Source organism: Micromonospora sp. CNZ286 (assembly GCF_014207755.1).
The window spans coordinates 25,904-42,755 of the sequence record NZ_JACHIZ010000001.1 but is presented as its reverse complement, the minus strand read 5'-3'; the positions used below and the strand labels follow the sequence as shown (position 1 = coordinate 42,755).

Sequence of the window (16,852 nt, the reverse complement as noted above, 5' to 3'; positions counted from 1 at the left end):
CGTGCCTGGTCAGGGCGCCTGGGAGGCGACCACCACCGCGTCCGGTGGGGTGTCCGGCACGGTACGCGCGGCGAGCCGGCGCACCGCGGTGTTGAGGACGGCGATCAGCGGCACCGCGACCAGCGCGCCGGCGATGCCGGCGAGCACCACGCCGGCGGCGATGCCGATGATCACGGCGAGCGGGTGGATGGCCACCGCGCGGCCCATGATCAGCGGCTGGAGCACGTGGCCCTCGACCTGCTGCACGCCGATCACCGCGCCCAGGATGATCAGGGCGGTCACCGGGCCGCTGTCGACGAGCGCCACCAGCACGGCCACCACGCCGGACAGGAACGCGCCGACGATCGGGATGAACGCGCCCAGGAAGACCAGCGCGGCCAGCGGGAACGCGAACGGGATGTCGAACAGCACCAGGAATATGCCGATGCCGACCGCGTCGATGAACGCCACGAGGACGGTGGCCCGCACGTACGCGCCGAGCGTCGCCCAGGACGCGCGACCGGCGTCGTCGACCTTCCAGCGGGCGGCCACCGGCAGCAGCCGGACCAGGAACCGCCAGATGTTGTTGCCGTCGCGCAGGAAGAAGAACGTGGCGAACAGGACCAGGACGGTGCCGGTGAGCACCTCGGCGAGCGTGGCGGCGGTGCTTATCGCACCGCTGGTGAACCGCTCGGTGTTGCCGTTGATCCAGTTCTGCGCCTCGTCGATGTAGCGGTTGAGCTGGCTGTCGGACAGGTGCAGCGGGCCGGTCTTGAACCAGTCCTGGATCTGGCGGACGCCCTCGGAGGACTTCTGGCTCAGCTCCGGTACGCCCTTGATGAACTCGTTGACCACGAGCGTGAGCGTGCCGACGACAGCAGCCAGGCCGCCGACCAGCACCACTGCTGTCGCCAGCGAGCGGGGCAGCCGGGCCCGGAGCAGCCAGCCGACCGCCGGGGCGAGCAGCGCGGAGAGCAGCAGCGCGACGGTCAGCGGGATGATCACGATACTGATGGTGCCGACGATCCTGAGCAGGGCCCAGGTCACGATGCCGATCACGATCAGGCGCCAGCACCACGCGGCGGCGATGCGCAGCGCGTGCGGCACCTCCGTGTCGTCCCGGCTCACAGTCGAGGAGTGCAACGCCGCCGGCGACGCGGCGCCCACGACCACCGCCTCCGGCGCGGCGGGTGGCCCCGGCGCGGCGGGCGAGGCCACTCCGGCGTCCCCGGTGTCCGCGGCGGCCCGCCGGGTCCGGGCCGCCTCCCGGCCCGACTCGTACGCGCGGCGGAGCCGTCCGCGCATCCGCTCGAAGCGGCTCAAGCGCACCTCCGGCAAAATCAGCCCCACCAGGTCGCAGGGGGCACAGGATACGTCCGTACGCCCCACCCTAGGGCGACTCGGCCACACATTGCCCGCCCGGCGCTCTCGCCAACCACGCCGGGATCGACCGACGGCCACGCGGTAGCGTCTTCGCGTGACCGCCGACCAGAGTCTCGACGCCGGGCTGCCGATCCGCCTGCTGCACGACCGCGTGCTGGTGCGTACCGAGGGTGCGGAGGGGGAACGCCGCTCCACCGCCGGCATCGTGATCCCCGCGACGGCAGCCGTGGGCAAGCGGCTGGCCTGGGCCACGGCGGTCGGCGTGGGGCCGAACGTCCGCGCGATAGTGGCCGGTGACCGGGTGCTGTTCGACCCGGACGACCGCTCCGAGGTCGAGCTGCACGGACGGGCGTACGTGCTGCTGCGCGAGCGGGACGTGCACGCCGTGGCGGCCGAGCGGGTGGAGAGCACCGCCGCCGGCTCCACCGGTCTCTACCTGTAGGTCCTTACCTGTTGCCGCGCTCCGGTGCCGGTCGCTCTGCGGCGGTGCTGTTTGCGGCGCTGCCCGGCGGGAAGCCCAGGCACCTCAGCGCGCCCTGGGGAGGGACACCATGCCGGTAGTGATCAAAAAGATCCTCGCCTGGGGATTCCTCGCGTTCCTGATCTACTTCATGGCGTTCCGGCCGGACGGCGCGGCGCAGGTGTTCAAGGGCATCGGCGGCGCGCTGATGGCCATCGCCCAGGGGCTCGGCGACTTCCTGACCGGCCTGATGAGCTGACCGGCGCCCACGACGAGCCGCCCGGCCTCAGCGCCCGGGATGCCAGGGCGCGCCCGGGTCGTGCCAGCCGCCCGGTCCGTGCCCGGCACCCGGGCCGCCGTGCCAGCCGCCCGGACCGTAGCCGCCCTGCGGGAAGGCGGGCGGCTGGGCCAGCACCACCGGGATCGGCACCACCGGGTCGTCCGGTGCCTCGACCGGGCGCTGCGAACCGTCCGGGAACCGCAGGTGGTAGCGCTGACCGTCCCAGACCCCGACCGGCGCCTGCGGGTCGCGACCGACGAAGAACGACCGGTACGCGGTGATCGCGTCCAGCAGTTCCCGTTCCTCCCGTGCCGTCCGCTCCCGCTCCTCCGGCTTGCGGTCCAGTCCCCGGCGCATCCCGTCGCGCAGCAGCGCCAGGCGGGTCGCGGCGAACTGGTAGCCGCGCATCGCGCGTACCCCGCCGTCACCGGCGACCCGGCGCGCCCACGTACGCGCCGCGTGCCGGCGGCCCAGGCTGCCCAGCGCCGCCACCTCGGGCGGGGTGAGCCAGCCCGCTCGGACGTAGTCCGGCAACGTGCGCTCGGTCAGCCGGCCCTCCCAGGCGCGCAGCCAGACCGCCAGCCCGACCATCGCGAAGAAGATCGGCACCATCACGCCGATGTAGCCGTAGAGCACGATCACCACCTCCCCGGTGGCCTGGGCCAGCGAGGGCAGCAGGTTCCAGGTGCCGTGCAGGATCATCGCCAGCAGCAGCCCGGCGAGCGGCGCGAGCACCCGCACGCGCCGGTCGGCGGTACGCGCGGCCACGCCCAGCCCGACGCCGGTCATCGACGTGAACAGCGGGTGGGCGAAGCCGAACAGCAGGATCCGGACGATGAAGATCGCGATCACCTGCTGCGCGCCGGTGGCCGGGCCGTACTCGTCGGCGCCGGCGCGGTAGCCGTGCCCGCCCAGGTAGAGGATGTTCTCCACCATGGCGAAGCCGACCGCGGAGAGCCCGCAGTAGACCAGGCCGTCGGTGATCCCGGAGAACTCCCGCCGCCGGAAGATCAGCACCAGGAGCGGACCGGCCGCCTTGGTCAGCTCCTCGATGAACGGCGCGACCAGCACCGCGGTCAGCGCGACCGGCAGCCCTCGGTCCTCGAACAGCCCCGCGCTGGCCGTGTTCACCAGCAGCGAGATCGCGGTGGAGACGAAGGCGCCCCAGGCGAAGCAGAAGATCAGATACTTCAGCGGCTCCGGCTCGTAACGGTCGAGCCAGAGGAAGCAGAAGACCAGCACCGGCACCGGCAGGATCGCCGCGATCACGCCGATCAGCAGCGCCTCGGCGCCCAGGCTCTCGCCGAGCGTGAACACCATGAACAGCGCACCGGCCGCGATCAGCAGCACCACGCCGGCCAGCACCAGGAAGCGCCGCCAGCCGAGCCGGCGCAGCGGCATCCGGGGCGTCGGCGCCCCCGGCGGGGCGGCGGGCGCATGCGGTGGCGGCGGGGCTGCGCCGGGCGGGGTGTCGGCCATGCGGTCAGCGTAGTCACCTGCGACCCACTGGTCCGGTCGCATCGTGAGGGCTATGCTCCCGGACAGGTCACGAGCGCCAGCGTCAAGCCCCGGCTTGCTGGCCGGCAACCCTCGTCGAGGTTCGCGGTGGGGTGCCCCGGGTGATGACCGGGCCCGGTGCCGCTCCGCGCGCCGGGCAAGCGCGGACCCCGTCCCGGCACCACCTGGGGTCCTGTGACCCGGGAGGCTCCGGCATGACCGTCACCCTCGTACCCTCGCTGCCCGTGCTGCCCGCGCCGGTCCGGCCCGACCCGCTCGGCGTGCTCGGCGTACCGGGGGAGATCAACCTGGACCACGCCGCCAGCGCGCCGTGCGCGCGGGCCGCGGCCGACGCGGTGGCCGGGCTTCTTCCCTGGTACGCGAGCGTGCACCGCGGCGCGGGCGCGCTGTCGCGACGCTGCACACTGGCGTACGAGCGGGCCCGGCAGACGATCGGCGACTTCCTCGGCGCCCGCCCCGACGACCACGTGATCTTCACCCGGAACACCACCGACGCGCTGAACCTGCTGGCCCGGGCGCTGCCCGCCGGCACCACCGTGATCACGTTCGGCGCCGAGCACCACGCCAACCTGCTGCCCTGGCCGCGCGGCTCGGTACGGCTGCCGGTCCCGGACAGCCCGGCCGGAGCGGTCCGGTCCCTCGCGGCGGCGCTCGGCGAACTCGCCCGCGACGCCCGGCCCGGCCTGCCCGTGCTGGTCGCGGTCACCGGCGCCGGCAACGTCACCGGCGAGTGCTGGCCGGTCGCCGAGCTGGCTCGGGTGGCCCACCGGCACGGCGCCCGCATCCTGGTCGACGCCGCGCAGCTCGCCCCGCACGCCCCGGTCGACCTGACCGCGCTGGACGTGGACTATGTGGCCCTGTCCGGGCACAAGCTGTACGCCCCGTTCGGCGCGGGCGTGCTGGCCGGGCGCGCGGACTGGCTGGACGCGGCCCCGCCGTACCTGGCCGGAGGCGGCGCCACCAGCTACGTCGGCGCCGCGACGCACGAGGTGCGCTGGACGACCGGCCCGGCCCGGCACGAGGCCGGCACCCCGAACCTGCTGGGTGCGGTGGCGCTCGCCGCTGTCTGCGAGGCGCTCGGCGCGGCCGACCGGGACGCGCTGCACGCCCGGGAACAGGCGCTGCTGGCCCGGCTGCGTACCGGCCTGGCCGCGCTGCCGGACGTGGTGGAGCTGCGCATGTTCTCCCCCGACGCGCCCCGGGTGGGCATCGTCAGCTTCGTGGTCGCCGGACGGGACTCCGCCGAGGTGGCCGCCCACCTGGCGAGCCGGCACCGGATCGGGGTACGCGACGGCCTGTTCTGCGCGCACCCGCTGACCCGGCGTCTGCTGGCCGAGGCCGCCGCCCGTACCGGCCGCACCGACCTGCCCCCGACCGCCCTACGCGCCAGCCTCGGCCTGGGCACCACAGAGCCGGAGGTAGACACCCTCCTGACGGCCCTGACCCACCTCCCCTAGCTCTCTCCCCACGCACCTCGAGCGGTGATCAAGGAGTTTGTGCACTAGTTGATCTCCTCGGAGTCCGGTAACTCCTTGATCAACGCGGCAAGGCGCCAGGGCGGGAGCGAGGGAGCCAGGGCGGGAGCGCGACCGGGCGGGGGTCAGCCGACGGGTGGGGCTGTGGGGGGATGAGCGGCGGGGTTCCGGGCTGCGGGTTCGCCCTGGCGGTTCTCGCCGAACGCCTGCCGGACCAGCCGGTTCGCCTCCTCCTGTTCGATCCCGGAGGCCACCATCAGGTCGCTCGCCGTGGTACGCACCTGGGCGATCACCACGCTGCCGGAGAAGCCGACCCCCTCGGCGTACGCCCGCCCGGCCTCGCTCACCGCGCGCAGCGACCGCTCGCGGGCCTCCTGCGGCTCCTGCCCGGCGGCGAACTCCTGGCGGAGCAGGCGCACCGACTCGGCCAGGTGACCGATCGCGTCCGGCATCGGCTCGGGGACCGGTTCGGAGTCCTCGATCATGGTGACCGCGCGGCGGATCAGCGTGCCGGTGTTGCGCATGGCCCGGTCGATCGGGTCGGCCGCCTCGGCGTAGTGGGTCAGCTCGCTGCGCCGGTGCCAGCGGGCCGGGGACAGCGTGCTGGTCTCCTTCGCGCCCTCGATCGCCTCGGAGAGGGCGGCCAGTTCCTCCTTGTTCTCCCGCAGCCGGAACAGCGCCTGCTGGGCCGCGTCCCGGTCCCGGCTGCGCACCGCGTCGGCGCAGGCGTCGAGCTGGCCGGCGAGCAGGTCCAGCGCGGGCCGGGCGGCCCGGTTGATCACCCGTAGCGGGTTGAGCGGCAGCAGGATGGCGGTGACCAGCAGCGCGATGCCGCCACCGAGCAACGCGTCGATGAAGCGGGGGAACTCCAGGTTCTCGGTGGACGGGCTGAGCGTCACGATCAGCACCGCGGTGGCCGCGGCCTGGATCACGATGGCCACGCTCGCCCCGGCGAAGATGCTCAGCAGGATCGCCGAGGTCACCACGAGCGCGAGCTGCCAGGCGCCGGTGCCGACGAAGTAGATGAGCGCGTCGCCGACGAGCACGCCGACCGCCACCCCGACGATCAGCTCGACGGTGCGCCGGAACCGCTGCCCCACCGAGGCGGCGAGCGTGCCGACGGCGGAGATCGGGGCGAAGACCGGCTGCGGGTTCTTCAGCAGGCGGTGCGCGACCAGATACGCCAGGCCGGCGGCGAGCCCGGCCTGCACGGCGAGGCCGAACGCGGTACGGACCCGGTGCAGCCGGTCGTGCAGCGTCGCCTTGCCCCGGTGCCGCAGTTCATCCATCGCGGAGGCGATCCGCTGCCCGTCCCGGTCCGCCAGCCCTTCACGCAGCTTGCCACGACGCAGGAACCGCAGTCGTCCGTCCCGGGCCATGGCCGGTACTACCCGTACCGCCCCGGCTGAATCCCTCCGACCGGGCCGGACTGGGGCAGACTGCACCCGATGGACGAACTGACGGCACGGTGGCGGGCGACGGTACTGGCGGCGGGCGCGACCGATCCGGCGGGAGCCGACCGGGCCGGTGAGCGGCTGCTGGCGGGCTGGCGGGAGCCGCACCGGCGCTACCACGACGAGGAGCACCTGCGGGCGGTGCTCGACGTGGTCGACGCGTACGCCGGTCTGGCCCGCGACCCCGACCTGGTCCGGCTGGCGGCGTGGTGCCACGACGCGGTCTACGACCCGCGCGCGGCGGGCGACGCCAACGAGCGGGCCAGCGCCGACCTGGCCGGCGAGCTGCTGGCCGCCGCCGGGCTCCCGGCCGCGACGGTGACCGGGGTACGCCGCCTGGTGCTGCTCACCGCGGGCCACGTGGTCGGGCCGGACGACCCGGACGGCGCGCTGCTGTGCGACGCGGACCTGGCGGTGCTCGCCGCCCCGGCGGAGCGGTACGACAGGTACGCCGCCGCGATCCGTGCCGAGTACGCGCACGTGCCCGAACCGGACTTCCGCACCGGCCGGGCCGCGGTGCTGCGGCACCTGCTCGCCCTGCCGGCGCTCTACCGCCTACCCGAGCCGCACGCCCGCTGGGAGGCCCCGGCCCGGGCCAACCTGTCCCGGGAGCTGGCCGGTCTCGCCTGAGACGCGGTGCTTCGGGCGGCGCAGACCGGCGTCCCGCAGCAGGCGGACGATCTCCCGTGAGGGCACGACCCTGGCGCCCAGCCAGATCGCGGTCCGGAACCGCTCGGCCGGCACGTCGTAGTGGTCGCGGTCGAAGCCGCGCCGGGGCGCGCCGAGCATCTCCGCGAACGCGTGCAGTTCGGCGTACGAGACGTCGCTGATCAGGTGCGACCAGAGCCGGCCGCGCCAGGGCACGGCGGGCGGGTCCAGGTAGAGCACGGCCACAGACGGTACGCCGGTAGCCTTCCCGGCATGGCCGCCCATCCCCTCCTCGACGACCTGCGGGCCGCGCTCGGCGACGCCGCCGTGCTGACCGATCCGGATCTGCTGGCCGGGCACGAGCGCGACGAGGCCGACCTGTGCGACTCGGGCACCCCGCTGGTGGTGGTGCGTCCCCGCGACACCGAGGAGGTGGCGGCGGTAGTCCGGGTGGCGGCCCGGCACGGCGTACCAGTGGTGCCGCAGGGGGCGCGGACCGGGCTGGCCGGCGCGGCGAACGCGGTGGACGGCGCGGTGGTGGTGAGCACGGTGGCGATGGACGCGGTGCGGGAGATCGACCCGGTCGGCCGGATCGCCGTGGTGCAGCCGGGCGTGGTGAACGCGGCGCTGGCCCGCGCGGTACGGGAGCACGGCCTCTGGTATCCGCCGGACCCGGGCTCGTGGGAGTCGTCCACGATCGGCGGCAACGTGGCCACCAACGCCGGCGGCATGTGCTGCGTGAAGTACGGCGTGACCAGCGAGTACGTGCTGGGCCTGGAGGTGGTGCTCGCCTCCGGCGAGGTGCTGCGCACCGGGCGGCGTACCGCCAAGGGGGTCGCCGGGTACGACCTGACCCGCCTGTTCGTGGGCTCGGAGGGCACGCTCGGCGTGATCACCGAGGTGACTGTGGCGTTGCGCCCGGCCCCGGAGGAGTCACTGACCCTGGTCGCGGTCTTTCCCACTGTGGCGACTGCCGGTGGCGCGGTCGCCGGGATCGCCGAGCGGGGACTCACCCCGAGCCTGCTGGAACTGCTGGACCGGACCCATCTGCGGGCGATCGAGACGTACCGGCCGATGGGTCTGCGCACTGATGCCGAGGCGCTCCTGCTCGCGGCAGTGGACACCGGCGCCCGGGCCGCCGACGACCTGGCCCGGCTCGCCGAGGTGTGCACGGCGGCGGGTGCCGACGAGGTCTACGCGGCCACCGACGCGACCGACGCGGCGGCCCTGCTCCAGGCGCGGCGGCTGGCCCATCCGGCGATGGAGCGGTTCGCGGCGGAGACGTTCCCGGGCGGCAACGGCGGCCTGGTCATCGACGACGTGGCGGTGCCGCGCGGCCGGCTCGCGGAGCTGCTCGACGGGGTGGCCCGGATCGCCGAGGCGTGCCGGGTGCCGATCGGGGTGGTCGGCCACGCGGGCGACGGCAACATGCACCCGAACATCGTGGTCGACCGGGCCGATCCGGCGAGCCTGGCCCGGGGGCGGCGGGCCTTCGACGAGATCATGCGGCTGGGGCTGGACCTTGGCGGGACCTGCACCGGGGAACACGGCGTCGGGCTGCTCAAGCGGGACTGGCTGGCCCGCGAGATCGGGCCGGTGGGCGTACGCGTGCACCAGGCGATCAAGGCGGCGCTGGACCCGGCCGGGCTGCTCAACCCCGGCAAGGTGTTCTAGCCCCTGTCCTCCGCGGGCGTGGCCTGGGTGACGAGCAGCAGCACGTCGTAGGCCACCTTCGGCTTCGGCTCGCCCGGGCAGTCCTGGATGGTGACTGTCAGGTCCGGCGGCACGAGCAGCGTCGACGTCAGCACGCCGATGCAGCCCTGCTTGTAGCTGCGGGCCTGGTCGGTCTCCTTCGCGATCGCCGGGTCGGCGAGCATCCGCTGGAGGCGCGTGGTCTGCTCCGGGCTCAGCGTGCCGGTGGCGTCCACGCCGTCGCCGGCGCAGTCGCGGCACTGCCAGCGGCCGGACGGGTCCACGTCGAGGTTGCGGACCGGGCCGTCGCCGAGCCGCTGCACCAGCGAGACACGTCTGCCCTCCGGTGTCGGGCTGGCCGTGCCCGCCGCCCCGGATGTGGTGGCGCCCTCGGCCCGGCCGAAGGAGCAACCGGTCAGAGCCAGCAGGACGACGGCGGACAGGGCGGGGACGCGCAACCAGGATGGGCGAACCACGCGGGGAAACCTACACTTCCGTAGGTAGCGCGCACTACCGGCCGAGCGGCCCGGGTAGGGGATCCCCTACCTGGGGGAGGCCGGAAGTTCAACGCCCGGACCGTCGGTGCCCCGGTCGGCCTCGAATCCGCGGACGTCGGGCGCGCCGAGGCGGGCCGCGTCGGCAGCGATGTCGTCGGGCATGAGCTGCGACTCCCGCTCGGCCAGCACCCGCGCCCGGTAGTGGGCGACCTCCCGGTCCCGGGTCGCCGCGTCCCAGCCGAGCACCGCACCCATCAGCTCCGCGGTGTGCTCCGCCGACTCCAGGCCGCGGTGGCTGGTCTCGATCGAGATCCGGGTACGCCGGGTGAGCACGTCCTCCAGGTGCAGCGCGCCCTCGGCGCGGGCGGCGTACGTCACCTCGGCGGCGAGGTATTCCGGCGCGCCCGCCAGCGGCGAGCCGAGCAGCGGATCGGCGTCGACCAGGGCGAGCAGTTCCAGCGTGAGGCTGCCGTAGCGCTCCAGCAGGTGCTCGACCACGCCGACCGCCACCCCGTGCCGGCGGGCCAGGTCGGCCCGGTCCCGCCACATGGCGGCGTACCCGTCGGCGCCGAGCAGCGGCAGGTCGGCGGTACGCGAGGAGCGGGTCCGGCCGAGCCGGTGCATCGCGCGGTCGACCACGTCGGAGGCCATCACCCGGTAGGTGGTGTACTTCCCGCCCGCGACCAGCAGCAGGCCGAGCATCGGCTCCACCACGGCGTGCTCGCGGGACAGCTTGGAGGTGGAGTCCGCCTCGCCGGCCAGCAGCGGGCGCAGCCCGGCGTAGACGCCCTCGATGTCGGCGGTGGTCAGCGGCCGGTCCAGCACCATGTTGACCTGCGACAGCAGGTAGTCGATGTCGCTCGCGGTCGCGGCCGGGTGGGACCTGTCGAGTTGCCAGTCCGTGTCGGTGGTGCCGATGATCCAGTGCCCGCCCCAGGGGATGACGAACAGCACGCTCGTCGCGGTACGGAGGATCAGGCCGGTCTCGCCGACGATCGCCGAGCGGGGCACCACGAGGTGCACCCCCTTGGAGGCGCGGACCCGCAGCTTCGGGCGCAGCCCGACGTCGTTGAGCATCCGCGACATGTCGTCGCTCCACACGCCGGTGGCGGCGATCACGGTGCGGGCGCGTACCTCGAACTCGGCGTCCGGCGAACCGGCGGGCGCCTCCAGGTCGCGGACCCGCACGCCGGTGACCTCCCGGGCCTGCCGGGTCAGGCCGACCGCGCGGGCGCTCGTCACCACAGTCGCGCCGAGGCTCGCCGCGGTACGCGCCAGCGTCACCACCAGGCGGGCGTCGTCGACCTGGCCGTCGTAGTAGCGGATCGCGCCGGCCAGCTTGTCCGGCCGGAGGCTGGGGAAGATCCGGCGGGTGCCCTCGCGGGTGAGGTGCCGGTGCAGCGGCATGCCGCGGCCGCCGCCGAAGATCCCGGCGAACGCGTCGTACGCGGCCACGCCGAGGCCGTAGTAGGAGCGGCGGAAGAACCGCCGGGGCAGGTCGCCCGCGCCGCCCTCGGCGGGCAGCGGCACCAGGATCGGCACCGGCCGGACCAGGTGCGGCGCGAGCCGGGTGGCGAGCAGACCGCGCTCGGTCAGCGCCTCGTGGACCAGGTGGAACTCCAGCTGCTCCAGGTAGCGCAGGCCGCCGTGGATCAGCTTGCTGGACCGGCTGGACGTGCCGGCGGCGTAGTCGCGCGCCTCCACCAGGGCGACCTTCAGCCCTCGGGAGGCGGCGTCGAGCGCGGCGCCCGCTCCGGTGACGCCACCGCCGATGACCAGCACGTCGAACCGCTCGGCCCGGAGGCGGCGCAGGTCGTCGGCGCGGCGCTCGGCGGACAGCCGGCCGGCCGTGGATCGGGACACACTCGGGTCACGCACCAGTCAACGGTAACCGTCCCGGGCGCGCGGCGACACGGCCCGGCCGTACCGTGATGACCATGCTGACCGGTCCGCCGCTCGCCCCCGTACCGCCGCCACCACGCGAGACCGGTCCGTGGCCGGTCGTGGCGGCGGTGGCGACCGGGGTGTGGATCGTGCTGGTCACCGTGCCGGGCCAGATCACCGGCTGGCTGGTCGACCAGGTGGCGCTGGTCATCGGCGCGGACCGGCCGGTGGCGGCCTGGCCGGTGGTCGCGGTGGCCACGGTGCTGCTGGCCGGCGCCCCGGCGCTGGCGCTGGCGCTCGCGCCCCGCTCCCCCGCGCTGCGGGCGACCGGCCGGGCCTGGACCGCCGCCGTGGTCGCGCTCGGCGCGACCACGCTGCTGCGGACGGTGCCGCCGGTGCACCACGAGGCGTACCTGGCCGCGCTCGCGGTGACCGCCGCGGCGCTCGCGCTCGTCGCCGTCCGTCTCGGCCGCGTCCGGCCACCGGTCGTCGTGGACGCGGCCCCGGAGGGCCGGTTCGGGTCGGTGTCGCTGCTGGCGATCGCGGCCGGGCTGGCCGTACTCCTGCCGTGGGCCTGGGTGGGCGCGCTCGGCGGAGCGCTGGAGACGTTGCTGGCCGGCCTGGCCGCCGCCGCGCTGGGCGCGCTCGCCGGGGCACTACTCGGCGCCGGTTTCTGGGCCGCGTTCGGGCCGGGTCCGGTCCGGGTGGTGCTCGTCGGCGGTCTGGTCGCGGGGGTCGCGTTGACGCCGCTCGCGGCCGGTGCCGGGCAGTCGGGCGTGCAGCTGCCGGCGCTGGTGCTGCTGCCGCCGCTCGGCTTCGTGCTGGCCGCGCTGGAGGCGGCGGCCCGCCACGCGGGCCGTCCGGCCGGGCCCGCGCCGGTGCGCCGGCTGGTCGGGCTCGCCCTGCTGGGGCCGCTCGCGTTCACCGACCCGGAGGAGATCAGCCTCCTGCTGTCCGCCACCCGCGACGCGCCGTTCTGGGTCGCGGTGGGCACCGGCGTGGCGTTCGCCGTCGCGGTCCTGCTCGCAGTCGGGTACGGCGTGCTGCTCGCCCGGTCCCGCGCCCGCGCGCCCCGGCGCGGTCCGGCCGCGCTGGTCGCCGCCGCGCTGCTCGCCGCCGTCGCCGTGGTGTACGTGGTCCCCGGCCGGCCCGGACTGTACGGCGAGCGGCTGCTGGTGGTGTTGCGCGAGCAGGCCGATCTGACCGGCCTGCCGGCCGGGACGCCGGGCCGGGCCGGGCGGGACGTCCGGGCGACCGAGGTCTACCGGCGGCTGGTGGCCACAGCCGACCGCACGCAGGTCGACCTGCGCCGCACGCTGGCCGGGATGCGGCTGAACCCGACGCCGTACTACCTGGTGAACGCGATCGAGACGGACGGCGGGCCGGCGGTGCGGGCCTGGCTGTCCAGCCGTCCCGAGGTGGCCCGGGTGCTGGTGAGCCAGCGCCTGCGCCCGCTGCCCGCGCTCGCCCCGCAGGCGCGCGGCGACGCCCCGGCGCCGGCCGGCCCGGCCTGGAACGTCTCGCTGATCGGCGCGGACCGGGTCTGGTCGGACCTGGGCGTCACCGGGTCCGGCGTGGTGGTCGGCAGCTCCGACTCCGGGGTGGACGGCCGGCACCCGGCGCTCGCGGGCGGCTTCCGGGGCGGCGACGACTCGTGGTACGACCCGTGGGAGGGCCGCCGCGCCCCGGCCGACCGGGGTGGCCACGGGACGCACACGCTGGGCAGTGCGGTGGGCCGGGACGGGGTCGGCGTGGCGCCGGGTGCGAGCTGGGTCGGCTGCGTCAACCTGGAGCGCAACATGGGCAGCCCGGCCCGCTACCTCGACTGCCTCCAGTTCATGCTGGCCCCGTTCCCCGAGGGCGGGAACCCGCTCACCGACGGCCGTCCCTCACGCGCCCCGGACGTGCTCACCAACTCGTGGGGCTGCCCGCCGGTGGAGGGGTGCGACCCGGGGGCGCTGCGACCGGCGACCGCCGCGCTGACCGCGGCCGGCATCCTGGTGGTGGCCGCGGCCGGGAACACCGGCCCGTCGTGCGGCTCGATCAACGATGCGCCCGCGCCGTACCCGGACGTGCTGACCGTCGGGGCGGTGGACCGGCAGCGGCGCGTCACCGAGTTCTCCAGCCGCGGTCCGGCGCCGGACGGTCGGGCCAAGCCGGACCTGGTCGCCCCGGGCGCCGCGGTGCTGTCCGCGATGCCGGGCGGCGGGTACGCCACCCTGGACGGCACCTCGATGGCCACGCCACAGGTCGCGGGCGTGGTGGCGCTGATGTGGTCGGCGAACCCGGCGCTGGTCGGAGACCTGGAGCGGACCAGGGCGATCCTGCGCGACACCGCGCAGCCGGTCACCCAGCCCGCCGACGCCTGCGGTGGACCGCAGGACGTCTCCGGCGCCGGGCTCGTGGACGCGTACGCGGCGGTCCGCGCGGCCCGGTCGGTGGCGACCGGTTAACAACCCTGTCCATTGGTCTGCCGATGCCCTAGGGTCGGCGTCCATGGACGTGGAGATCATCGAGCTGGGCCGGGACCGGCTGCCCGAGGTGGTCGAGCTGTGCCGGCTGTCGTTCGATCTGCCGGAGGACGCGGCCGAGGCGTCAGCCGTGGTGGTCACCGTGGCGGAGCGGGCCGCAGCCGACCGTCCGGTGCTGCGCCTCGGTGCGGTACGCGACGGCGCGCTGGTCGGCGTACTCGTCGGGTCGCTGTCGGCGGCCGATCCGCGCCTCGGCCACGTCGACCTGGTCGCTGTCGCGCCCACTGAGCGCCGCCAGGGCGTGGGCGGGGCGCTGCTGACCGAGGCGGAGAGCCGGCTCGGCGCGCTCGGCGCGGCCGAGGTGCTGCTCGCCGGCAACCCGCCGCACTACGCCTGGCCGGGCGTCGACGTGCGCTACACCCCGGCGGTCTGCGCCGCGCAGCGGCTCGGCTACCGGCAGGACCGTACCGCCTGGAACATGACCGCCGAACTGTCCGAGGGGTCGGCGGCGCTGCGGCCCACCGAGGCCGCCGAGCAGCGGCTGGCCGGGCGGGGCGTGACGGTACGCCGTGCCGCCTCCGACGACCTGCCGGCGCTCGCCGCGTTCGCCAGGTCCACGTTCGGCGGCGCCTGGGACGGTGAGCTGGCCGGTTCGGTGGGGCGGCCGGACGCGGGTGTGCACCTGGCCGAGCGGGACGGCGAGATCCTCGGGTTCGCCGCGTACGGTTCGGCGCGGCCTAGCTGGTTCGGGCCGATGGGCACCGCACCGGCGGCGGAGGGCTCCGGGATCGGCGGCGTGCTGCTGCGCCGGTGCCTGCGCGACCAGGCGGCGGCCGGGATCACCGCGGCGCAGATCGGCTGGGTGGGGCCGGTGCCGTTCTACTCGAACGCGGCGGGCGCCCGGATCGAGCGGGTGTTCTTCCTCTACCGGAAAGCCATCAAAGGGGCATAGACGTCAATAGTGCCATTCAGCCTCCTTCGCCATCGACCGGGCTCTACGGTCGGAGCAGAGGAGGCGGTGCATGACCACGAATGACGAACGGGCCGAGGATCCGGCGGCGGCCCGGCGCCCGGCCGACGAGCTTCCCGGCCAGCTCCCGTTCGACCGGCTCGACGTCGGCGACGCCGAGCAGCTCGCCGAGCTGACCGGCGCAGACGCACCACCGGTGGAGGAGCCACGGCAGCCGGTGGACGAGCCGAGGCGGCCGCCACCGCCGTACGACAGGGCGCACAAGCGGCGCAACCAGCGCCCGCTGCCCACCTGAGCCGGATACGCGGAAAGGGGGCGGACCGCTGACGCGGCCCGCCCCCTTTCGGCGTACTGGGTGGAGCTGGACTCAGAAGTCCATCTCCCCGCCACCCGGGCCCGCCGGGGCGGCCGGGGTCTTCTCCGGCTTGTCCGCCACGACGGCCTCGGTGGTGAGGAACAGCGCGGCGATCGAGGCGGCGTTCTGCAGCGCGGAACGCGTCACCTTGGCCGGGTCGATGATGCCCGCGGCCAGCAGGTCCACGTACTCGCCGGTCGCGGCGTTGAGGCCGTGACCCGGGTCGAGGTTGCGGACCCGCTCGACGACGACGCCACCCTCCATACCGGCGTTGACGGCGATCTGCCGCAGCGGGGCGTCCAGCGCGATCTTGACGATCTGCGCGCCGGTCGCCTCGTCGCCGGCCAGGTCCAGCTTGTCGAAGGCGGTCTTGCCGGCCTGCACCAGCGCGACGCCACCACCCGGGACGATGCCCTCCTCGACGGCGGCCTTCGCGTTGCGGACGGCGTCCTCGATGCGGTGCTTGCGCTCCTTCAGCTCGACCTCGGTGGCCGCGCCGACCTTGATCACCGCAACACCGCCGGCCAGCTTGGCCAGACGCTCCTGCAGCTTCTCCCGGTCGTAGTCGGAGTCGCTCTTGTCGATCTCGGCCCGGATCTGGTTCACCCGGCCCTGGATCTGCTCGGCGTCGCCGGCACCGTCGACGATGGTGGTCTCGTCCTTGGTCACCACGACCTTGCGGGCGCGGCCCAGCATCTCGAGGCCGGTCGCGTCCAGCTTGAGGCCGACCTCCTCGCTGATGACCTGGCCACCGGTGAGGATGGCGATGTCGGTCAGCATGGCCTTGCGGCGGTCACCGAAGCCCGGCGCCTTGACGGCGACCGACTTGAAGGTGCCACGGACCTTGTTGACCACCAGGGTGGCGAGGGCCTCGCCCTCCAGGTCCTCGGCGATGATCAGCAGCGGCTTGCCCGACTGCATGACCTTCTCCAGGATCGGGAGCAGGTCCTTCACCGACGAGATCTTGCTGTTGACGATCAGGATGTACGGGTCGTCGAAGACGGCCTCCATACGCTCCGGGTCGGTCATGAAGTAGGCGGAGATGTAGCCCTTGTCGAAGCGCATGCCCTCGGTGAGCTCGAGCTCCAGGCCGAAGGTGTTGCTCTCCTCGACGGTGATGACACCTTCCTTGCCCACCTTGTCCATCGCCTCGGCGATGATCTCGCCGACGCTGGGGTCGGCGGCGGAGATGGAGGCGGTGGAGGCGATCTGCTCCTTGGTCTCCACGTCCTTGGCGAGCTTGAGCAGCTCCTCCGAGACGCTGGCCACGGCGGCCTCGATGCCCCGCTTCAGGGCCATCGGGTTGGCGCCGGCGGCCACGTTGCGCAGACCCTCACGGACCAGGGCCTGGGCCAGGACGGTCGCCGTCGTCGTGCCGTCACCGGCGACGTCGTCGGTCTTCTTCGCGACCTCCTTGACCAGCTCGGCGCCGATCTTCTCGTACGGGTCCTCGAGCTCGATCTCCTTGGCGATGCTCACACCATCGTTGGTGATGGTGGGGGCACCCCACTTCTTCTCGAGCACGACGTTGCGGCCCTTGGGGCCGAGGGTCACCTTCACGGCGTCGGCGAGCTGGTTCATGCCCCGCTCGAGGCCGCGGCGCGCCTCTTCGTCGAACGCGATCATCTTGGCCATACGGCGTTGTCCTCCTGGACACTCACGGGCCACCCGGATGCCCGGATGGGCCGTCTGGTGTACGCACCTTGGGGACGTCGCCACCTGGCGACGACGACGTCTCCTCGGTCGGGCCGGACAGCCCGCGACGACCGGCCTCGTACCGCTCCGG

General features: G+C 74.5%; 15 protein-coding genes and 1 riboswitch. Of the genes, 8 read left to right on the top strand and 7 right to left on the bottom strand.

Annotated features, from left to right (window positions below):
- Positions 1–9: 9 nt before the first annotated feature.
- Positions 10–1,284, bottom strand: a complete 1,275-nt coding sequence (locus FHX31_RS00195) for an AI-2E family transporter (protein WP_030272135.1) — start codon at positions 1,282–1,284, stop codon at positions 10–12.
- 172 nt (positions 1,285–1,456) lie between these two features.
- Between FHX31_RS00195 and FHX31_RS00190 the strand changes: the two genes are divergently transcribed.
- Positions 1,457–1,804, top strand: coding sequence for a GroES family chaperonin (locus FHX31_RS00190; protein ID WP_013288840.1), 348 nt, complete (start codon positions 1,457–1,459; stop codon positions 1,802–1,804).
- Positions 1,805–1,922: 118 nt separating this feature from the next.
- Positions 1,923–2,081 carry a hypothetical protein gene (locus FHX31_RS00185; protein WP_162881441.1) on the top strand — a complete coding sequence of 53 codons (159 nt, stop codon included), beginning with the start codon at positions 1,923–1,925 and terminating at the stop codon, positions 2,079–2,081.
- A 27-nt stretch (positions 2,082–2,108) separates the two neighbouring features.
- Here FHX31_RS00185 and FHX31_RS00180 read toward each other — a convergent pair whose 3' ends face one another.
- Positions 2,109–3,623, bottom strand: a complete 1,515-nt coding sequence (locus FHX31_RS00180) for a PrsW family intramembrane metalloprotease (protein ID WP_184974498.1) — start codon at positions 3,621–3,623, stop codon at positions 2,109–2,111.
- A 23-nt stretch (positions 3,624–3,646) separates the two neighbouring features.
- A riboswitch (SAM riboswitch) is annotated at positions 3,647–3,769 on the top strand.
- A gap of 45 nt (positions 3,770–3,814) precedes the next feature.
- Between FHX31_RS00180 and FHX31_RS00175 the strand changes: the two genes are divergently transcribed.
- Entirely contained in the window at positions 3,815–5,077 is a 1,263-nt protein-coding gene (locus FHX31_RS00175; RefSeq protein ID WP_184974495.1) for an aminotransferase class V-fold PLP-dependent enzyme, read from the top strand.
- Between the two features lie 143 nt (positions 5,078–5,220).
- Here the strand turns inward: FHX31_RS00175 and FHX31_RS00170 are convergent, their stop codons facing one another.
- Positions 5,221–6,474 carry an FUSC family protein gene (locus FHX31_RS00170; protein WP_184974492.1) on the bottom strand — a complete coding sequence of 418 codons (1,254 nt, stop codon included), beginning with the start codon at positions 6,472–6,474 and terminating at the stop codon, positions 5,221–5,223.
- Between the two features lie 69 nt (positions 6,475–6,543).
- Here FHX31_RS00170 and FHX31_RS00165 point away from each other — a divergent pair, with 69 nt between their 5' ends.
- On the top strand, positions 6,544–7,179 hold the full coding sequence (locus FHX31_RS00165) for a metal-dependent phosphohydrolase (protein ID WP_184974489.1): 636 nt from the start codon (positions 6,544–6,546) through the stop codon (positions 7,177–7,179).
- On the opposite strand, the gene FHX31_RS00160 is transcribed toward FHX31_RS00165, so the two are convergent.
- The gene (locus tag FHX31_RS00160; RefSeq protein ID WP_184974486.1) at positions 7,105–7,437 is read right to left on the bottom strand and encodes a DUF4031 domain-containing protein; all 333 of its coding nucleotides are present in this window, start codon (positions 7,435–7,437) and stop codon (positions 7,105–7,107) included. The genes FHX31_RS00165 and FHX31_RS00160 overlap by 75 nt on opposite strands.
- 33 nt (positions 7,438–7,470) lie before the next feature.
- On the opposite strand from FHX31_RS00160, the gene FHX31_RS00155 reads away from it, so the two are divergent.
- A complete protein-coding gene (locus FHX31_RS00155) occupies positions 7,471–8,871 on the top strand; it encodes an FAD-binding oxidoreductase (protein WP_184974483.1) in 1,401 nt (466 codons plus the stop codon).
- Here FHX31_RS00155 and FHX31_RS00150 read toward each other — a convergent pair.
- A complete protein-coding gene (locus FHX31_RS00150; RefSeq protein ID WP_184974480.1) occupies positions 8,868–9,365 on the bottom strand; it encodes a hypothetical protein in 498 nt (165 codons plus the stop codon). The two genes, FHX31_RS00155 and FHX31_RS00150, sit on opposite strands and share 4 nt — an antisense overlap.
- Before the next feature lie 66 nt (positions 9,366–9,431).
- Positions 9,432–11,249, bottom strand: a complete 1,818-nt coding sequence (locus tag FHX31_RS00145) for a glycerol-3-phosphate dehydrogenase/oxidase (protein ID WP_184977724.1) — start codon at positions 11,247–11,249, stop codon at positions 9,432–9,434.
- A 68-nt stretch (positions 11,250–11,317) separates the two neighbouring features.
- Between FHX31_RS00145 and FHX31_RS00140 the strand changes: the two genes are divergently transcribed.
- The 3 genes from FHX31_RS00140 (at position 11,318) to FHX31_RS00130 (ending at position 15,006) form a co-directional block, all read left to right on the top strand.
- Positions 11,318–13,723: a S8 family serine peptidase gene (locus FHX31_RS00140; protein WP_184974477.1), complete on the top strand. Its 2,406-nt coding sequence runs from the start codon at positions 11,318–11,320 to the stop codon at positions 13,721–13,723.
- 43 nt (positions 13,724–13,766) lie between these two features.
- On the top strand, positions 13,767–14,693 hold the full coding sequence (locus FHX31_RS00135) for a GNAT family N-acetyltransferase (protein WP_013288851.1): 927 nt from the start codon (positions 13,767–13,769) through the stop codon (positions 14,691–14,693).
- 70 nt (positions 14,694–14,763) lie between these two features.
- Positions 14,764–15,006, top strand: a complete 243-nt coding sequence (locus tag FHX31_RS00130) for a hypothetical protein (RefSeq protein ID WP_013475087.1) — start codon at positions 14,764–14,766, stop codon at positions 15,004–15,006.
- A gap of 72 nt (positions 15,007–15,078) precedes the next feature.
- Here FHX31_RS00130 and groL read toward each other — a convergent pair whose 3' ends face one another.
- Complete coding sequence (gene groL, locus FHX31_RS00125) at positions 15,079–16,701, bottom strand: chaperonin GroEL (protein ID WP_013288853.1); 1,623 nt, start codon at positions 16,699–16,701, stop codon at positions 15,079–15,081.
- Between the last annotated feature and the right edge of the window lie 151 nt (positions 16,702–16,852).

Excerpts from the sequence above, each read along its gene's own strand:
- FHX31_RS00175 (WP_184974495.1), top strand. The coding sequence starts at position 3,815 with ATGACCGTCACCCTCGTACCCTCGCTGCCCGTGCTGCCCGCGCCGGTC.
- FHX31_RS00165 (WP_184974489.1), top strand. The coding sequence starts at position 6,544 with ATGGACGAACTGACGGCACGGTGGCGGGCGACGGTACTGGCGGCGGGC.
- groL (WP_013288853.1), bottom strand. The coding sequence starts at position 16,701 with ATGGCCAAGATGATCGCGTTCGACGAAGAGGCGCGCCGCGGCCTCGAG.
- FHX31_RS00170 (WP_184974492.1), bottom strand. The coding sequence starts at position 6,474 with ATGGCCCGGGACGGACGACTGCGGTTCCTGCGTCGTGGCAAGCTGCGT.
- FHX31_RS00130 (WP_013475087.1), top strand. The coding sequence starts at position 14,764 with ATGACCACGAATGACGAACGGGCCGAGGATCCGGCGGCGGCCCGGCGC.
- FHX31_RS00195 (WP_030272135.1), bottom strand. The coding sequence starts at position 1,284 with ATGCGCGGACGGCTCCGCCGCGCGTACGAGTCGGGCCGGGAGGCGGCC.
- FHX31_RS00140 (WP_184974477.1), top strand. The coding sequence starts at position 11,318 with ATGACCATGCTGACCGGTCCGCCGCTCGCCCCCGTACCGCCGCCACCA.
- FHX31_RS00155 (WP_184974483.1), top strand. The coding sequence starts at position 7,471 with ATGGCCGCCCATCCCCTCCTCGACGACCTGCGGGCCGCGCTCGGCGAC.
- FHX31_RS00180 (WP_184974498.1), bottom strand. The coding sequence starts at position 3,623 with ATGCGACCGGACCAGTGGGTCGCAGGTGACTACGCTGACCGCATGGCC.
- FHX31_RS00135 (WP_013288851.1), top strand. The coding sequence starts at position 13,767 with ATGGACGTGGAGATCATCGAGCTGGGCCGGGACCGGCTGCCCGAGGTG.